The sequence below is a fragment of the Bradyrhizobium sp. B039 genome (genome assembly GCF_038965675.1).
GTDB classification, from domain to species: Bacteria; Pseudomonadota; Alphaproteobacteria; order Rhizobiales; family Xanthobacteraceae; genus Bradyrhizobium; species Bradyrhizobium diazoefficiens.
The window spans coordinates 3,973,305-3,990,619 of the sequence record NZ_CP152416.1 but is presented as its reverse complement, the minus strand read 5'-3'; the positions used below and the strand labels follow the sequence as shown (position 1 = coordinate 3,990,619).

The 17,315-nt window shown below is 64.5% G+C and carries 15 protein-coding genes; 8 read left to right on the top strand and 7 right to left on the bottom strand.

Translation table 11 applies throughout. The features are described from left to right. The first annotated feature begins 11 nt into the window (after nt 1-11). The 5 genes from AAFG50_RS18445 to AAFG50_RS18425 all read left to right on the top strand — a co-directional run bounded on the left by AAFG50_RS18445 (nt 12) and on the right by AAFG50_RS18425 (nt 3,673). Nucleotides 12-758 carry an SDR family NAD(P)-dependent oxidoreductase gene (locus AAFG50_RS18445; RefSeq protein ID WP_028170956.1) on the top strand — a complete coding sequence of 249 codons (747 nt, stop codon included), beginning with the start codon at nt 12-14 and terminating at the stop codon, nt 756-758. 69 nt (nt 759-827) lie between these two features. Then, nucleotides 828-1,961 carry a serine hydrolase domain-containing protein gene (locus AAFG50_RS18440; RefSeq protein ID WP_231166697.1) on the top strand — a complete coding sequence of 378 codons (1,134 nt, stop codon included), beginning with the start codon at nt 828-830 and terminating at the stop codon, nt 1,959-1,961. A gap of 1 nt (nt 1,962) precedes the next feature. Then, nucleotides 1,963-2,355 (top strand): GFA family protein, encoded by a 393-nt coding sequence (locus AAFG50_RS18435; protein WP_028170954.1) that lies wholly within the window; start codon nt 1,963-1,965, stop codon nt 2,353-2,355. Nucleotides 2,356-2,506: 151 nt separating this feature from the next. Then, nucleotides 2,507-3,187, top strand: a complete 681-nt coding sequence (locus tag AAFG50_RS18430; RefSeq protein WP_011086687.1) for a site-2 protease family protein — start codon at nt 2,507-2,509, stop codon at nt 3,185-3,187. Between the two features lie 63 nt (nt 3,188-3,250). Beyond that, entirely contained in the window at nt 3,251-3,673 is a 423-nt protein-coding gene (locus tag AAFG50_RS18425; protein WP_011086686.1) for a hypothetical protein, read from the top strand. Here AAFG50_RS18425 and AAFG50_RS18420 read toward each other — a convergent pair. The 6 genes from AAFG50_RS18420 to AAFG50_RS18395 all read right to left on the bottom strand — a co-directional run bounded on the left by AAFG50_RS18420 (nt 3,661) and on the right by AAFG50_RS18395 (nt 9,631). Beyond that, nucleotides 3,661-4,488: an energy transducer TonB gene (locus AAFG50_RS18420; protein WP_011086685.1), complete on the bottom strand. Its 828-nt coding sequence runs from the start codon at nt 4,486-4,488 to the stop codon at nt 3,661-3,663. The two genes, AAFG50_RS18425 and AAFG50_RS18420, sit on opposite strands and share 13 nt — an antisense overlap. Before the next feature lie 8 nt (nt 4,489-4,496). Continuing rightward, on the bottom strand, nt 4,497-4,961 hold the full coding sequence (gene exbD / locus AAFG50_RS18415; RefSeq protein WP_011086684.1) for a TonB system transport protein ExbD: 465 nt from the start codon (nt 4,959-4,961) through the stop codon (nt 4,497-4,499). Between the two features lie 3 nt (nt 4,962-4,964). Next, on the bottom strand, nt 4,965-5,927 hold the full coding sequence (gene exbB / locus AAFG50_RS18410) for a tonB-system energizer ExbB (protein WP_028170953.1): 963 nt from the start codon (nt 5,925-5,927) through the stop codon (nt 4,965-4,967). Further along, complete coding sequence (locus AAFG50_RS18405) at nt 5,924-6,613, bottom strand: Fe2+-dependent dioxygenase (RefSeq protein ID WP_011086682.1); 690 nt, start codon at nt 6,611-6,613, stop codon at nt 5,924-5,926. The genes exbB and AAFG50_RS18405 overlap by 4 nt, the downstream gene beginning before the upstream one ends. 19 nt (nt 6,614-6,632) lie before the next feature. Further along, the gene (locus AAFG50_RS18400) at nt 6,633-9,164 is read right to left on the bottom strand and encodes a TonB-dependent receptor (protein WP_028170952.1); all 2,532 of its coding nucleotides are present in this window, start codon (nt 9,162-9,164) and stop codon (nt 6,633-6,635) included. A 227-nt stretch (nt 9,165-9,391) separates the two neighbouring features. Then, entirely contained in the window at nt 9,392-9,631 is a 240-nt protein-coding gene (locus tag AAFG50_RS18395; RefSeq protein WP_028170951.1) for a hypothetical protein, read from the bottom strand. A gap of 399 nt (nt 9,632-10,030) precedes the next feature. Between AAFG50_RS18395 and AAFG50_RS18390 the strand changes: the two genes are divergently transcribed. From AAFG50_RS18390 to AAFG50_RS18380, 3 genes are all read left to right on the top strand, one after another. Then, nucleotides 10,031-11,203 carry an efflux RND transporter periplasmic adaptor subunit gene (locus AAFG50_RS18390; protein WP_028170950.1) on the top strand — a complete coding sequence of 391 codons (1,173 nt, stop codon included), beginning with the start codon at nt 10,031-10,033 and terminating at the stop codon, nt 11,201-11,203. Next, complete coding sequence (locus AAFG50_RS18385; RefSeq protein WP_011086679.1) at nt 11,200-14,346, top strand: multidrug efflux RND transporter permease subunit; 3,147 nt, start codon at nt 11,200-11,202, stop codon at nt 14,344-14,346. Before AAFG50_RS18390 ends, AAFG50_RS18385 begins: the two co-directional genes overlap by 4 nt. Nucleotides 14,347-14,410: 64 nt before the next feature. After that, nucleotides 14,411-14,974, top strand: coding sequence for an invasion associated locus B family protein (locus AAFG50_RS18380; protein ID WP_028170949.1), 564 nt, complete (start codon nt 14,411-14,413; stop codon nt 14,972-14,974). 15 nt (nt 14,975-14,989) lie between these two features. On the opposite strand, the gene AAFG50_RS18375 is transcribed toward AAFG50_RS18380, so the two are convergent. Continuing rightward, the gene (locus AAFG50_RS18375) at nt 14,990-17,278 is read right to left on the bottom strand and encodes an arylsulfatase (RefSeq protein WP_028170948.1); all 2,289 of its coding nucleotides are present in this window, start codon (nt 17,276-17,278) and stop codon (nt 14,990-14,992) included. Between the last annotated feature and the right edge of the window lie 37 nt (nt 17,279-17,315).

Below are 17,315 nucleotides of genomic sequence, written 5' to 3'. Positions count from 1 at the left end.
GGGATTTTTCGATGAACAAGATCGACCTCAACGGCCGCGTCGCCATCGTCACCGGCGGCGCACAGGGCTTTGGCCGCGCCATCGTTCAGCGCTTCGCCGCCTCCGGCGCCAAGGTCGCGATCTGGGATTTCGACGCCGCGCTGGCCGAGATGACGGCAAAGGAGATCGGCGGCGAGACCAAGGTGTTCAAGGTCGACGTCACCGACACCGCAGCCGTCGAGCAGGCCCGCGATGCCACGCTGGCCGCCTTCGGCAAGATCGACATCCTGGTCAACAATGCCGGTATCGCCGGCGTCAACAAGCCGGTCTGGGAGACTGACCTCGAGGAATGGCGCAAGGTGCTGCGCATCAACCTCGACGGCCCCTTCATCTGCTGCAAGGCGATCGTGCCGGAAATGCTCAAGCAGAAATACGGGCGGATCGTGAACATCGCCTCGATCGCCGGCAAGGAAGGCAATCCGAACGCCTCGCACTATTCGGCGTCCAAGGCCGGCCTGATCGCGCTGACGAAGTCGCTCGGCAAGGAGCTCGCCGCGCACGACATCCTCGTCAATGCAGTGACGCCGGCGGCGGCGAAGACCGCGATCTTCGACCAGATGACGCAGCAGCATATCGACTTCATGCTGTCGAAGATCCCGAAAGCGCGCTTCGTGCAGGTGGAAGAGCTCGCCGCGATGGTGAGCTGGCTCGCATCCGAAGATTGTGCCTTCTCCACCGGCGCGGTGTTTGATATTTCCGGTGGACGGGCGACCTACTGAAGCATTGGCCGCCCCTGGAAGGGGCGGACCATGCGGCTTGGGCGTCGGGATTTTGGGCGTCGGGATTTCGTGAAGCTCGCAGCGGGCGCGGGCGCGCTGCCGCTGCTGTCGTCGACGACGTTCGCGCAACTCTCGCCCAACCCGCCGAACATCCGCCCGCCCTCACCCGCCGAGCGCGGCGCCATGGCGCGGCTCGCGCACAGCTTCATGGACAAGTACGGCGTGCCGGCACTCTCCGTTGCTATCGGCTATGCCGGCACTGTTGTCCATGAGGACGCCTTCGGTGTTGCCGATATCGAGCGGAACGAGGCCGTAACACCGCGGCATCTGTTCCGGATCGCCAGCGTCAGCAAGATGATCACCTCGGTCACGATCTTCCGCCTGATCGAGGAGAACCGCCTCAAGCTGGCGGATCGCGTGTTCGGCCCGGGCGCGTTGCTCGGCACCGATTACGGACAGCCGCCCTACTCCGCCGGCATTGACCAGATCACGCTCGAGCATCTGCTGACCCACACCGCCGGCGGCTGGAGCAACGACAACCGCGATCCCATGTTCACCCATCCGCGGATGGATCATGCCGAGCTGATCGCCTGGACTCTGGCCAACCGGCCGCTCGACCGCCCGCCGGGCCAGCACTACGCCTACTCCAATTTCGGCTATTGCGTGCTCGGGCGCGTGATCGAGAAGCTCACCGGCCAGCCCTATGCCGAGCACGTCCGCACCGATGTGCTCGCGCGCTGCGGCGTCACCGACATGACCATCGCGGGCAACACGCGCGAGCAGCGCCAGACCGGCGAGGTCGCCTATTACGGCCAGGGCGAAAATCCCTACGACATGAAAGTGAGGCGGATGGATTCCCATGGCGGCTGGATCGCGACGCCGGCGGATCTCGTGCAGTTCCTGATGCATGTCGACGGTTACACGAGACCCGCGAACATCCTGCGGCCGCGCACCATAGAGATCATGACCACCGCGCCCAGCTACAGCCCGGACTATGCCAAGGGTTTCTGTGTCAACAAGTCAGACAATTGGTGGCACAATGGCAACCTGCCGGGCACGAGCACGATTGCCGTGCGCACCCATGGCGGCTTCTGCTGGGCAGCCTTCACCAACACAAGACGCGGGAATTCCAACATGGATGGCGATCTCGACAATCTCAACTGGAGCATGGCGCGCCAGGTCGACGAATGGCGGGTGGCCTGACATGATCCGGGAAGGTGGATGCCTGTGCGGCGCGGTGCGGTTCAAGGCGGAGGGCGAGCCGCTCAACGTCCGCATCTGCCATTGCCGCTTGTGCCAGAAGGCGATGGGCTCGCCCTACTTCGCCCGCGCACAATTCGACCAGCGTGCGCTGACCGTCGAGGGCGAGACCGAGCGCTATGCCTCGTCCGAGAACATCGACCGCGTGTTCTGCAAGCGCTGCGGCACACGCCTGTTCGCCTGGCGACGCAACGGCACGCTGGCCGGTGTAGCACTCGCCACCTTCGACGACCGCAACGCCTTCGCGCCGACCGAGCACATCTGGGTGTCGGAGAAGCTCGCCTGGCTGAACCTCGACGACGGTCTGACGCAATATCAGACGACGATTCCTGCATGAATTTGCACGACTGCACGGCGGGGGCGGCCCGCCGGTCATCTGCAGCGTGGTATTTCGGAACCCGCCACCCTATCTTGAGCTGAAGCGTTGCTGCACCGCCGGTTTGGCTGGGACGGTTGCAAGGCCGCAGGCAAACCGGGACGGACGAGCCGTGAACATTTCCCTTTATGACCTTTCGGTGTGGGTGCTGCCGCTGGTGCTCGCCATCACCTTCCACGAGGCGGCGCACGCCTTCGTCGCGCATCGGCTCGGCGACAACACGGCCTGGCAGCTCGGCCGCGTCAGCTTCAACCCGCTCCGCCACATCGACCCTTTCGGTACCCTGATCCTGCCGGCAATGCTGCTGTTTGCGCATTCGCCGTTCCTGTTCGGCTACGCCAAGCCGGTGCCGGTGAATTTCCGCAAGCTCAACAACCCCAGGCTCGACATGGTCTGGGTGGCGCTGGCCGGGCCCGCGACCAACATCCTGCTGGCGCTGGCGGCGGCTCTCACTCTCCACGCCCTGCCCTTGGCGCCGGCGGGGTCCGCGCAGTGGATCTTCGACAATCTCAAGAATGCGCTGCTGATTAACGCCGTCCTGGCCGTCTTCAACATGATGCCGATCCCGCCGCTCGACGGCGGGCGCGTCGCGGTCGGGCTGCTGCCACGGCCGCTCGCCCTGCCGCTGGCCCGGCTGGAGCCGTTCGGTATGCTGATCCTGATCGGCCTGTTGATCCTGCTGCCGCTTGCGGGCTCGCAGTTCGGTCTAAATCTTGATGTTATTTCAGCAATACTGCGAACGTTGACCGGTTATGTGATTCAGGCTGTTCTCTTCCTGACCGGCAACGCGTAGTTGAACTACGACACCCGAACACAAGCCGAAGGGCCAGAGGCCGACTTGGTCAAAGCTGCCGATATGCTGATCGCGCGACGCGCCGACACCCGAGCCCGCGCCGATTTTGCCACCTGGAAGATGATGGCCAAGCTCAACGGGTCGTCCGCGCTGCCGCCGGAAGCCCAGGAGTTCCTCGCGAGCTACAAGAACCTGCTGGCGCAGATGAGCGAGGGCGAGGCTACCGAAGCCACCATCGGCGCGATCTACCGGGCCTATTATGCCGAGATGGGCGGCGCCGGAACCCCGCCCGACGTCCGCACCCGCCCGCCTGAAACGGCGGCGGACAATGTTACCGCTTTCCGCCGTCCGGCACCGAAGCCGAAGAGGTCTGCCGCCTTCGGGGCGACGACACTCGGTGGAACCCAGAAGCGACCGCTTCCGGTGGCGCTGATCTTCGCCTGCCTGGTCGTGGTCTATGTCGGAATCCGGCTCTACTGGCGCTGAGCCGTCTTCTTCTTTTTCTTCTCGTCCGGCGGCTTGAAGATGATGGGGACCGTGCGCTCGATCCGGTCCTCGGTCAGCGCGGCGGGCGGTGTCGGGAAAGGATCGGATTTGTGGACCATGGAGATCGCGGCGGCATCGTAAGCCGCATCTCCGGACGACTCCACGACGTCAACCGAGATCACGTTCCCCCGTCGGTTGAGCGCGAAGCTCACCTTTACCGTCTGGTTATTGGGCTCCTTGCCCTCCGGGTTGACCTTGTGCGCAGATAGGTGCGCGCTGATCTTACGGTTCCAGTCGGCCGTCAGCTTCAGGATGTCCTTGCCGATGCCGAGAACCGGCGCCATCGCCTTCTCGGCCTCGCGCGTGGCGTCTTCAAAGGTTTGGCGCTCCATGGCGACCGACTTCTGCGATGCCTCCATGGCCGGCGTTTCGACGGCGGCCACCTTCGGATCGTCGTCCTGCTCCTTCTTCGGCTTGTTCTCGGTGACGAGGCGATCGGGATCCTCGGCCTGTTGCGGCCGATCCTGTGGAAGATCCGTCTCCTTGACCTCGGCCTTCTGCTCGGGCAGCGCCGGGCGCTCTTCCTGCTCCTCAGAGTCCGTCGGCCCGGGTGCCCTGTCGGACTCCTGAACCGGCGGCGACGTCATCTCGACCGCGAACTCCGCTCCCGCAGCGCCCAGCCCCTCGTCGCCATCGTCGGCCCGCAGGTTCGCGAGCGCCAGCGCGGCCCCGCCCAAATGGAGCGCGAGCGCCGCAACCGCCGCCAAAATCCAAAGCCGCCGGGCTGGTCTGGGTTCGAGTTCGACGTCGGACATGACGCCCCCTATGGCTGCGCCGCGCCGGCGGCGGCCGATCCCGCCGCCGTGGGCGGGCCTTCGAGCGCAACCAGCTTCACCCGCGTGTAGCCGCCGGAGCGCAACAGCTCCATGACGCCCATCAACTCGCCATAGGGCACGGAGCGATCGGCACGCAGGAAGACGTACTTGTCCTTGCTCATGTCGGACAGCCCGTCGAGCGTGCCGATCAGCTCGGCGCGGTGGACGGAATCCTCTCCGATGGCGAGCGTCAGGTCGCGCTTGATGCTGAGATAGGTCGGCTTGTCCGGCTTCTTCTGCGGCGTCGAGCTCGACGTCGGCAGATCGATCGGCAGATCGACCGTCGAGAGCGGGGCTGCGACCATGAAGATGATCAGCAGCACCAGGATGACGTCGATGAACGGCGTGACGTTGATGTCATGCGTTTCCGAGAAGTCGTCGTCATCATCGTTGTCTGCGAGCGAAACGGCCATGGTTCACTCCGCCGCGCGCGAATGCACGCTGCCGTGGCTGCGATCGAGATCGCGCGAGAGCAGCCGCCCCGCCGCGCCCGAGGCACGGCTGACGAGCTCGAGATAGCTCTTCGTCACGCGCGAGAAGTGATTGTAGATGATGACCGCAGGGATCGCGGCGACGAGGCCGATCGCGGTGGCGAGCAGCGCCTCGGCGATGCCGGGCGCGACCACGGCGAGGTTCGTGGTCTGCGACTTCGAGATGCCGATGAAGCTGTTCATGATGCCCCAGACCGTGCCGAACAGGCCGACGAAGGGCGACGTGGAGCCGATGGTCGCGAGCACGCCCATGCCGATGCGGATGCGCCGCGCCTCTGCGCGCACGATCTCGGAAAAGCTCGAGGCCGCGCGCTCCTTGATGCCGGCATCGCTGGACAGGCCGGCCGACATCCGTGCCTCGCGCAGCGCTGCCGCCAGGAAGGACGGCAGGATCCCCTCCTTGGTGCCGAGCGCCATCTGCGCTTCAGCGAGCGACCGTGCCTCCGAGATCTTCTTCAGCGCCGAACGAAGCCTGCCGGACGCGACCGACAGCTCGATCGACTTGGCGATGAGGACGGTCCAGGTCATCAGCGATGCGAAGGCGAGCCCGATCATCACCGCCTTCACAATGACGTCCGCCGACATGAACATCACCCAGGGCGACAATTCCTTCATGGCCGGCGCGGTAACGGACGCGGCGTCGGGCTTCGCAGTCGCCGGAGCGGGGGATGCCGTCGGTGCCGCGGGAGCGGTCGCCGTCGAGGCCGCAGGCGCCGGGGCGGCAGGCGCGGCCGTCGATGGTGCCGCTGGGACCAGAGCCGGCCGGGCCGTAGACTGTGCCGGGGCCGCAGGCGGGGTCTGTGTCTGGGCAGAAACCGGAGATGCGAGCCAGGCGGCCGCCAGCATCAAGACTGCGGCACGGCTTGCTTGGAAGGACATGATCTTCATACTTCGGCCCAGTAGCGAATGAGGTTGTGATAGATACCCGTCAATTTGACCGTTTCGGGATCGTCACGCCCGAGCCGTTCCACCAGCGCCTGTATCGCGGTGTCGAGGTCAAAGATCATGCTCCGGGCTTGATCGTCCCGTATCATGCTCTGAAGCCAGAAGAAAGATGCAACCCGCGCTCCCCGGGTCACCGGCGTCACCAGATGCAGGCTGGTCGAGGGATAGAGCACGCAGTCGCCGGCTGGCAACTTGACTTCGTGCGAGCCGTAGGTGTCCTCGATCACAAGTTCGCCACCGTCATACTCGTCCGGCTCGGCGAGGAACAGCGTGACCGACAGGTCTGTGCGGATGCGAAGGCCGGTCAGGCGGTCGCCGCGGATCGCATTGTCGACATGCAGGCCGAAATGGTGACCGCTGGTCGCCGCATAGCGGTTGAACAGCGGCGGGAAGATCTGAAGCGGGATCGCCGCCGCGATGAAGCGCGGGTTCGACGTCAGCGCCGAGATGATGCGGTTGCCGAGCTTGCGCGCGACCTCGCTGTCCGGCGGCAATTGCTCGTTGCGCTTGACCATGGCCGACTGCGAGCCGGCAGTGGAGCGGCCGTCCTCCCATGCGCTGGCGTCCATGATGCGGCGGAAATCCGCCACATCATCCTTGCTGAGAACGTTTTCGATGCATGTCAGCATGAAACTGATTATCGCTCCATCAGTAGCGCGCCGAGAGCACCACATAGGCGGCACGGCCCGGAGCCTCCAGCACGAACGGTGCCGCGCTCTGGTACAACGCGTCGTAGTAGCGCTTGTCGAAGATGTTGTTCACGAACAGCTTGACCTGCCAGTTCTTGTTGATCTTGGCCTCCGCGAACATGTCGAAACGCCAATAGCTCGGAATCGACGTGCCCTGGTTGGCCGCGAGCAAAGTGCCGCCGTAAATCTTCGAACGGTAGACCGCCTGCCCACCCAGTTCCCAGACGTCGGTGAGCTGGTACTTCGTCAGCAAGCTGAAGGACTCATGCGCGATGTTGGCGAGCGGACGCCCGACATTGGTCGGATACAGCGCCTTGTTGGCCGACGGCGCCAGCGACTGCGTCACTTCCGACTGCATCAGCACGAGACCGCCGAACACGCTCCACTTGTCGGTGATCTTGCCGCCGACGCCGAGATCGATGCCGCGGATGCGGTAGGCTGCTCCGGCGGTGATACACGATATATTGCCGCTCGTTCCGGTCGGATAGACGCATCCCAAAGGAGCTGCAGCGGCCGCACTGCCCACGTTCTGCGACTCGCGCGCGTTCTCCTTCGTGGTCTGGAACAGCGCCGCGGTCAGAAGCAGATGACGATCGAACAGCTCCCACTTGGTGCCGAGTTCGATGGCCTTGTTCTTCTCGGGGCCGAATATCTGCGTATTGCCGCCCGGCAGGTTCGGGTTGAGGCCGCCATAGGCTGTGCTGGTGCCGTCGAATTCGGCACCAACCGGGTTCGCCGAGGTCGCATACGCCACATAGACACTGCCGTTCGGTGCCGGCTTCAACGTCAGGCCGAGGTTGAAGTTCGGAATTAGAAACTCCGCCGATTGCTGGCCAGGACTGCCGACCTTCCGCGTGTTGATGCTGTAATCATCATAGCGGAACCCGCCGTTCAGGATCACCAAGTCACGATAGTTTGCGCTATCCATGACGTAGCCGCTGACGGTGTCGATGCCGATCTTGGTGGGACTGCCGGTGAGGCTCGGAATCCCGAAGGGAAGATTGGTATATTGCGGAGCGAATACGCTGACGTCGGTCTTCGATCCGCTGCCGCTGAAGGGCGTGCCGGTCGTCAGCTCCGAGCTGAGGCCGGTATAACTGTCGATCGACGATCTCTCGCGATCATACTCGACACCGCCGAGCAAGGTGTGCCTGAAGCCTACATCGTCGTTGAACTTGTAAGTTGCCTCGGTCTGGTTGGCGAACACGTCCGTGACCTGGAATCGGCTCTGCGGATTTGCACTCAGCGTCGAGGCCGAGAGCGGATCGACAAGCTTCGGCGCTTCAGGAAGCGTACCGATGTAATTCTGCGTCGAGCGGGACGCGCGGATCTTGTTGCTGACCATCAGGTCGGGGGTGATCTGCACTTCCGCGTTGATTGTGCCGATGTCCTGGCCGGTCCGGAAGAAGTCCCGGTTGACGAAGCCGTACCAGTTATTGCGATTGGCGCCGAAGTCCGGAAACGGACCGCCGGCAGTCGACGTCGTGCTGGGCCGATAATATGGCACGCCAAAATCCGGGCGGCCGGTCAGCTCGGTGTGAATGTAGTTGCCGGTGACCTTGACCGTATCGGTCGGCTTCCAGGTCGTGGCGACGAAGGCGCCGTTTCGATTGTCGGTGACGTAGTCGCGGCCGGCGACGTTGGCATCCTGGAACAGGCCGCCGACGCGGACGGCGAGCGTCGGGTCGATCACCTGATTGACGTCGAGTGTGACACGCTTGGTCTGGTCGGTGCCAAACGTGGTGTCCATGTTGTAGAAGCTCTTTGCCGTCGTCGCCTGCTTGGTGACGATGTTGATCGCACCACCGGCGACACCGCGGCCGGAAAAGGTCGAGCCGGGACCGCGCAGGATCTCGACCTGCTCGGTGAAGAAGTTCTCGCGCACACTGACGCCGGCATCGCGCACGCCATCGATGAAGATGTCGTTGCGCGCGTCGAAGCCGCGGATGAAGAAGCGGTCACCGAAGGCATTGCCGCCCTCGCCCGATCCAAGCGTCACGCCAGCCGTGCTGAGAATCGCCTGCTTCAGCGTCGTGGCGTTCTTGTCCTCGAGCACTTCCTTGCTGAGAACCGTGATCGACTTAGGCGTATCGACCAATTTCTCCGGAAACTTGCCCCCGGCCTGCACGTGATCGACCTTGTAGGGCGCGGCCGGATCGGCATAGGGATCCGCGTCGGCGGGTCCGGAGGGCGTCGCCGGAGCAGCCTGCTGGGCCTGCTGGCGCTGCGCGGCGCGGCGAAGCGCGTTGCGGGCGCGGACCTGATCCGGCGTGGGCTTCGAGGCCGTCGGGCGCGGACGCTGGACCGGAGCATCGACCGTCACCGGCGGCAGGTTCGACTGCTGCGCCTCTGCGCCGCTCGACACCGACGCCGCCGCGATCAGGCTTGCGACTGCCGAGACCTTCTTGCCGGAAATGCCCGCGGACTTTTCATACGCCAGATCGAATGCTGCGACCGAACGCAACGACTTCGGTGCGACCACCTGCCCCATTACAACACGCCCCATCTTCATGTCCGCTCATTCACTTCGATGAGCGATTGGGCTGTTGGTATCGACGGCAAAATAGTGGGTCAATGCGGGCAAGCCGCGAGAACGCTTGAATAAGTCCAGATCAAAACGATTCTAATCTACAGTTTCAAACGGTTCTAAAGTGAGATTGGAGTCGTTCTAAAACGAGCGCGAAAAAAGCCGCGAAATCAACGATCGCGCGCGCAGCGTCAATCGCTGCTCGGCGGCTTCATCAGAGAGAACAATTCGTCGACAGTCTTCTGTGCAACGGCACGCACGCGATCGGTGTTGTCCATACCGGCGATGTTGACTCCCTTCACCACCGCCTTGATCTCGTCGCGGAAGTCGGTGAGGAAGCGCAAGGGGTCGCGCTGCTCGTTGGCGACGCGGGCGATCAATCCCGTGATCAGAATCTGACACGCGATCAGCTTGCCGTTCAATTCGTCCATCCTGCGCTCCCGTTGTGGCGCGCCGATATGAACGATGCCGATTTTCCTGACAACCGAAACACCGCCCGCGCGATTTAGAACCGTTCTCGGAACGCGCACATCCCGACGCTCCTGCCCGGGTGTTGCGCCAGCCTCGTTCCCAACTCGCCGCGGCCACCCACACCGGCTACGGGCATTGCCGCATTTTTGCACGCTGATCGCTCGCGGCGGGAAAATGCAGCACTGCACACCGGCGCGCCAGCGAGTTGCCTAAGCCGTGCAAAGCTTTCCAATTGTTTAGGTTTCCCGATCGAGAGTGCTGTTTACACTGGAACTTGGCGTGTATTATACAAGCGCCTTGGAACCCAATGATTGCCCCACAATTCGTAACTGAGGGCACAAGAGCCGACACGAGCCGATATGAAAAAAACACGGCCGATCCTCTGGATTCTGATCATCGCGGCCGTGGCCTCCGCGGGTTACTATGGTTGGCAGAAATTCGGCTCGTCGGATGCCGGAAAAACCCAGACGGCACAAAAAGGTCCGCCCCGCGCCCTCGCCGTTCCCGTGAGCGTTGCGCCGGTCCAGAAGGTCGATTTCCCGGTCTACCTGACCGGTCTCGGCACGGTTCAGGGTTTCAACACCGTCCAGGTCCGGCCCCGGGTTGACGGCCAGATCGACAGGATCGCCTTCACCGAAGGCCAGATCGTCAAAGAGGGCGAGCTTCTGGTCTCGATCGATCCCCGCCCCTATCAAGCCGCGCTCGACCAGGCCAAGGCCAAGAAGGCGCAGGACGAGGCAAATCTGGCGAACGCCAATCTCGAGCTCCAGCGCGCCATGAAGCTCGGCGAATTCGCCACCGCGCAGCGGGTTGACACCCAGCGCTCCACTGTCGCCCAGCTAACCGCCCAGATCGCCGCCGACGACGCCGCGATCTCCAATGCCCAGACACAGCTCGACTACACCCAGATCAAGGCGCCGATCACCGGCGTCGCCGGCCTGCGCCAGGTCGACGTCGGCAACATCGTCAACGCCTCGACGCAGACGGGTATCGTCACGATCTCGCAGGTCGAGCCGATCTCGGTGATCTTCACCGCGCCGGAAGATCAGCTCGCCTACATCAGCGAGGGCCAGAAGGCCGGGGCACTCAAGGTGATCGCGTTCACCACCGACGGCAAGAAGACACTGGCCGAGGGCAAGCTCGCCGTCATCAACAACCAGGTCGACACGACCAGCGGGACGATCCGGCTCAAGGCGGTGTTCGACAACAAGGACCACACGCTGTGGCCGGGACAGTCGGTCTCGACGCGGCTTCTGGTGCGGACGCTGAAGGACGCGACGGTGGTCCCGGATGACGCGGTCCAGCATTCGACCAACGGCCTTTACGCCTATACCGTCAACCAGGACAACAAGGCCGAAGTGCACAAGGTCAAGGTCAGCTACGCGATCGACGGACGTTCGGTCGTCGACGAAGGTCTCACGCCGGGGCAGCAGGTGATCACCGGCGGCCAGTTCAAGGTGCAGCCCGGAAGCCTCGTCTCGACGGCGGTGGCGAGTTCGGATCCGGCCCAGAACAAGGTTCGACAGGAATGAACGCGGGCGGGATTTCGGCACCTTTCATCCGTTATCCCATCGGCACCTCGCTGCTGATGGCGGGCATTCTCTTTGTCGGTCTCGTCGCCTATCCCCTGCTCCCGGTCGCGCCGCTGCCGCAGGTGGACTTTCCGACCATCCAGATCACCGCCAACCTGCCGGGCGGCAGCCCCGAAACCATGGCCTCGTCGGTGGCGCAGCCGCTGGAGCGCCAGTTCGCCCAGATCCCCGGCATCGCCCAGATGACCTCGACGAGCTATCTGGGCACCGCGTCGATCACCATCCAGTTCGACCTCAACCGCAGCATCGACGGCGCGGCCAATGACGTGCAGGGCGCCATCAACGCCGCCAGTGGCCAACTGCCGAAGAATCTTCCCTCGCCGCCGACCTATCGCAAGGTCAACCCGGCCGATGCGCCGATCCTGCTGCTGTCGGCGACGTCGGAGACGCTGCCTCTGACCAGCGTCAGTGACGCAGTCGACGCCCAGCTCGCCCAGCAGATCAGCCAGCTCTCCGGCGTCGCGCAGGTGTTCATCGGCGGCCAGCAGAAGCCGTCCATCCGCATTCAGGTCGATCCGGCGAAACTCGTCGCCAAGGGCCTGTCGATGGAGGACGTGCGCAGCCAGATCGCGATCACCACGGTCGACAGCCCCAAGGGCAATATCGACGGCGACAAGCGCGCCTACACGATCTACGCCAACGATCAGCTCACCCAGTCCAAGGACTGGAACGACGTCATCATCGCCTATCGCAACGGCGGTCCGTTGCGGATCCGCGACATCGGCCAGGCGGTCAGCGGCGCCGAAGACGCCAAGCAGGCGGCCTGGGCCAACGGCAAGCGCGGCGTGTTCCTGGTGATATTCAAGCAGCCGGGCGCCAACGTCATCGAGACCGTCGACAAGATCAAGGCGACCTTGCCCCGCCTCGTGGCGGCGATTCCGCCCGCGATCAAGATCGAGCTCATCAGCGACCGCACCACGACCATCCGCGCCGCAGTCGAGGACGTGCAGTTCACACTGCTGCTGACCATCGCCCTGGTGGTCATGGTCATCTTCATCTTCCTGCGCAGCTTCTGGGCGACCGTCATTCCCACCATCACGGTTCCACTGGCGCTATTGGGCGCGTGCGCCCTGATGTGGGTCGTCGGCTATTCACTCGACAATCTGTCGCTGATGGCACTCACGATCGCAGTCGGATTTGTTGTCGACGACGCCATCGTGATGCTCGAGAACATCACCCGCTACATCGAGGAAGGCGAATCGCCGATGGCGGCCGCCTTCAAGGGTTCGAAGGAAATCGGCTTCACGATCGTCTCGATCAGCATCTCGCTGGTCGCGGTGCTGATCCCGCTGCTGCTGATGGGCGGCATCATCGGCCGTCTGTTCCGCGAGTTCGCCGTCGTGCTGGCGATGACCATCTTCGTCTCGATGTTCGTGTCGCTGACGCTGACGCCGATGATGGCCTCGCGCTTCCTGCGCGCCCATGGCGAGGTGACCCACGGCAAGTTCTACCAATGGAGCGAGCGCGCCTTTGACGGGATGCTGCGGGGCTACGAATACATCCTCGATCATGCCCTGGCCTGGCGCCGTACCACGCTCACGATCTTCTTCGCCACGCTTGGCCTGTCGATCTACCTGTTCGTCCTGATCCCGAAGGGCTTCTTCCCGCAGCAGGATGTCGGCCTCATCACGGCGACCTCCGAAGCCTCGCAGGACATCTCGTTCAAGGAGATGGTGAGACGCCAGGAGCAACTGGGCAAGATCATCCTGGCCGATCCCGACGTTGCCAGCGTTGCCATGTCGATCGGCGGCAGCGGCCGCGCCGGCAACAACGGCAACCTGTTCATCACGCTGAAACCTCGCAACCAGCGCGAGGCATCGGCCCAGCAGATCATCGCGCGACTGCGTCCGCAGTTCGACAAGGTCGAAGGCGCCCGCCTCTACATGCAGGCGGCCCAGGACGTCCGGCTCGGCGGCCGGCCGACCCGCACGCAGTTCGAGTTCACCCTGCAGGATGCCGATCTCGGCGAGCTCAACGACTGGGCACCGAAGATCCTCGCCAAGATGCAGACGCTGCCGGAGCTGCGCGACGTCGCGACCGACCAGCAGACGCAGGGCACCACGGTCCAGCTCAAGATCAACCGCGACACCGCCTCACGCTACGGCATCCAGCCGCAGCTGATCGACGACACGCTGTACGACGCCTTCGGACAGCGCCAGGTCACGCAGTATTTCACCCAGCTCAACACCTACAAGGTGATCCTCGAGATCCTGCCGGAGATGCAGGGCAGTCTCGAGAGCCTGAACAAGCTCTATCTGAAATCGCCTTTGACCGGCGACCAGGTGCCGCTGTCGACCTTCGCGACATGGACCACCGATCCGGTCCGCCCGCTCTCGATCAGCCACCAGGGCCAGTTCCCGGCGATCACCATCAGCTTCAACCTCGCCCAGGGCGTCGCGCTCGGCCAGGCCACCGAAGCCGTGCAGAAGGCGATGGCCGATCTCGGCGCGCCGCCGACGCTGAACTCGAGCTTCCAAGGCACTGCGCAGGCATTCCAGCAGTCGCTCGGCACCGTGCCGCTGCTGATCCTCGCCGCGCTCGTCGTGGTCTATCTGATCCTCGGCATCCTCTACGAGAGCTACATCCATCCGATCACGATCCTGTCGACCCTGCCCTCGGCCGGCGTCGGTGCGCTCCTGATCCTGATGGCGTCCGGTTTCGACTTCAGCCTCATTGCATTGATCGGAATCATCCTCCTGATCGGCATCGTGAAGAAGAACGGCATCATGATGGTCGACTTCGCCATCGCCGCGGAACGCGACGAGCACAAGACGCCGGCGGAATCGATCCGCCAGGCTGCGCTGCTGCGCTTCCGCCCGATCATGATGACGACGATGGCGGCGCTGCTCGGCGGCGTGCCGCTGATGCTCGGCCACGGCACCGGCGCCGAGATCCGCCAGCCGCTCGGCTACGCCATGGTCGGCGGGCTGATCGTCAGCCAGGCGCTGACGCTGTTCACCACCCCGGTGGTCTATCTCTATCTCGACGAGCTCAACAATTGGTTCTCGGGCTGGGGCCGTTCGGATGACGGCGAAGGCCACGAGGCACCCGCGCGCGGCACCGTCAAGCAGGCCGCCGAGTAAGCTTGCGCCGCCGCTCCCGCGACGCTACAGCGAGGCTTCCGGTTCACGTCAACGCAGTCTCGCCATGCCCATGCAATCCAGACTTGTCGCCCTTACCGCCGGCCTCCTGTTGTCGACCGGTGCCGCGTATGCCCAGCAGAGCGCCAAGAAGAACGCGGCTCCTGCCCCGGCCGCACAGCCCGCGCCGGCGCCGACACAGCCGCAGGCTGACGGCGCGCAGCAGGCCGGCTGGGTCGTGCGCTGCACCAGCGTCAGCCGCGATGCGCCGCTCGAATGCGCGATGGAGCAGAACGCGGTGCTGACCAAGACCGGCCAGACCATCGTCCTGATCAACATCCGCATCGCGCCCGACACCCGCACGCCGGTGGCACTGCTGCAACTGCCGCTCGGCCTCAACCTTCCGATCGGCGCCAAGCTCCAGGTCGACGAGGGCAAGACGGTCGACCTCCAGATCCAGACCTGCGAGAACCGCGGCTGCTACGCCTCGACGCCGATCGCGGCGGACTTGCTCGCAGCCTTGCGGTCGGGCAAGCAGCTGAAGGTCTCCTTCCAGAACATGGCCAAGGAGACGATCGCGATCCCGATGCCGCTGGGCGATTTCGCGGCCGCCTACGACAAGATCAAGTAACGGGACGTTTCGCCCCTACTGCCGCGCCATCTGCGCGTTGCCGACGGCATCACCGTCGAGCTTCTGGTCGTTGTGCATGGTGACGGTGACGCGCAGCAGCCGGCCCTCGAACTCGAACGGCGCTTCGTAATGCGACACCGGGCTGCCGCGGTCGCGGCCGATGTCGAGGCCGGACCACGAGATCAGCGTGTGGAAGCCGAGCTGGGTCTGGAGCGTGCCCGCCGGCTCGCCGTCGATCAGCAGCGTGTATTCGGTAACGCCGGTGCGCGAGCCCTTGGCCGGCGGCTCCTTGCGCAGGAGGCGCTCGACGCGCACACCGAGCCGCCGCGCACCTGACGGCACCTTGCGGTTCGAGTGCACGACCTGGTGGCTGCCGCCGATGTTGAGGTCGTGCACGAGATGGCCGTCCTTGACGTAGAGGCTGTAGCCCGACGTCGCATCGCCGTGCGCGATCAGCACGCCGTTGGCGCCCGCCTCGTCGATCTCGACATGCGCCTCGATCGTGTAGCTGCGGCTGCGCACGTCGGGCGCCACATCGGTCGGCACGTGACCCATGCCGTGGTGGAAGACGAAATGGTGGCGCGCACCGTGGAAGCGCGCGGCGTTCTCCGCAAAGCGCGGCCCGAAACGGTCGTCGAGCGGCAGCACGTTGTGCTTCTCCGCCTCCTCCCACCAAGTCGCGATCATGCGGCCGAGACGCTCCGGCTCCTTGGTGGCGAGATCATTCGTCTCGGAGAAATCCTGATCCAGATGGAACAGCTCCCATCTGTCGTTCTCGAACGGCGTGCCGGGCGGATGGAAGGCGACCGCCTTCCACCCCGCCTGCCAGAGGCCGCGATGGCCGAACATCTCGAAATATTGCGGCGAGCTTTTTGAGGGCGCGGACGCGTCCGTGATCGAGCGCGCAAAGCTCTCGCCTTCGAGCGGCATCTGCCGGCAGCCCGCGATCGTCGGCGGCGACTCGATGCCGATCAATTCCAGCAGCGTCGGCGTGAGGTCGCAGGCGTGCACGAACTGGTGCCGCAGCTCGCCTTTGCCTGCGATCTTCTCCGGCCAGTTGATGACGAAGGGATCGCGGATGCCGCCGCCATGGGTGTTCTGCTTGTAGCGGCGCAGCGGCGTGTTCGACGCCATCGCCCAGCCATGCGGGAAATTGCTGTGGGTGTCGGGCCCACCGATGTCGTCGATGCGGGCGAGCTTCTCCGCGATTGGCTCCGGCTTGAAGTTGAATGGCCCCATCGCGTTGACGAAACCGAGCGGCCCGCCCTCCTGGCTCGCGCCATTGTCGGACATCACGATGATGACAGTATTGTCGCGGATGCCGGCCGTCTCGAGAAACGCAACGAGCCGGGCAAGATGGCGGTCGGAATGGTCGAGCATGCCGGCGAAGGCTGCTTGCAGGCGCGTGAAGACGCGGCGCTCGTCCGCGGTATGCTCCTCCCAGGCCTTCACGCCGTCGTTGCGCGCGGGCATCCGCGTTGCCGCCGGCACGAGGCCCATCGCCCTCTGGCGCGCCAGGCGCTGCTCCCGTTCGACGTCCCAGCCGTGCGCGAAGGCCGCGTCGTAGCTCCTGATGATATCGGCGGGCGCCTGATGCGGCGCATGGCAGGCGCCCAGCGCGACCCAGGTGAGCCAGGGAATATCCGGCCGGTCGGCGACGTGATCGCCGATGAAGCGGATCGACTGGTCGATCAGGTCCTCGGTCAGGTGATACCCGTCGGCATAGGTGCCCGGCGGATCAATGTGCGTGTTGTCCGAGACGAGCTCGGGCGCATACTGGTCGGTCTCGGCATCGAGGAAGCCGTAGAAACGATCAAAACCACGCCCGAGCGGCCAGCCGTCGAACGGGCCCGTGGCGCCGCTCTCGGTCAGCGGGGTGACGTGCCACTTGCCGACCATGTAGTTTCGATAGCCGTGCACCCGCAGCATCTCGGCGAGCGTCCCCGCCTCGCGCGCGATCTTGCCGCGATAGCCGGGATAGCCGGAATCGAAATTGGCAAGGCACCCGACGCCGACCGAATGGTGGTTGCGCCCGGTGAGCAGCGCCGCACGCGTCGTCGAGCACATCGCCGTGGTGTGGAAACCGCTGTAGCGCAGGCCCTCCGCGGCGAGCTTATCGATGGCCGGCGTCTTGATGGACGATCCGTAGCAGCCGAAATCGGAGAAGCCGACATCGTCGAACAGCACGATGAGGATGTTCGGCGCGCCCTCGGGCGGCCTCGGTGCCTGCGGCCACCAGGGTTTTGACTCCGCAACCGTCTTGCCGACGGTGCCGCGGAACGGCGTGCCGCTGCCTGCGCTCATCTGCCTCTCCCTGCTTGTTGCGTGAACCGGACGGTTG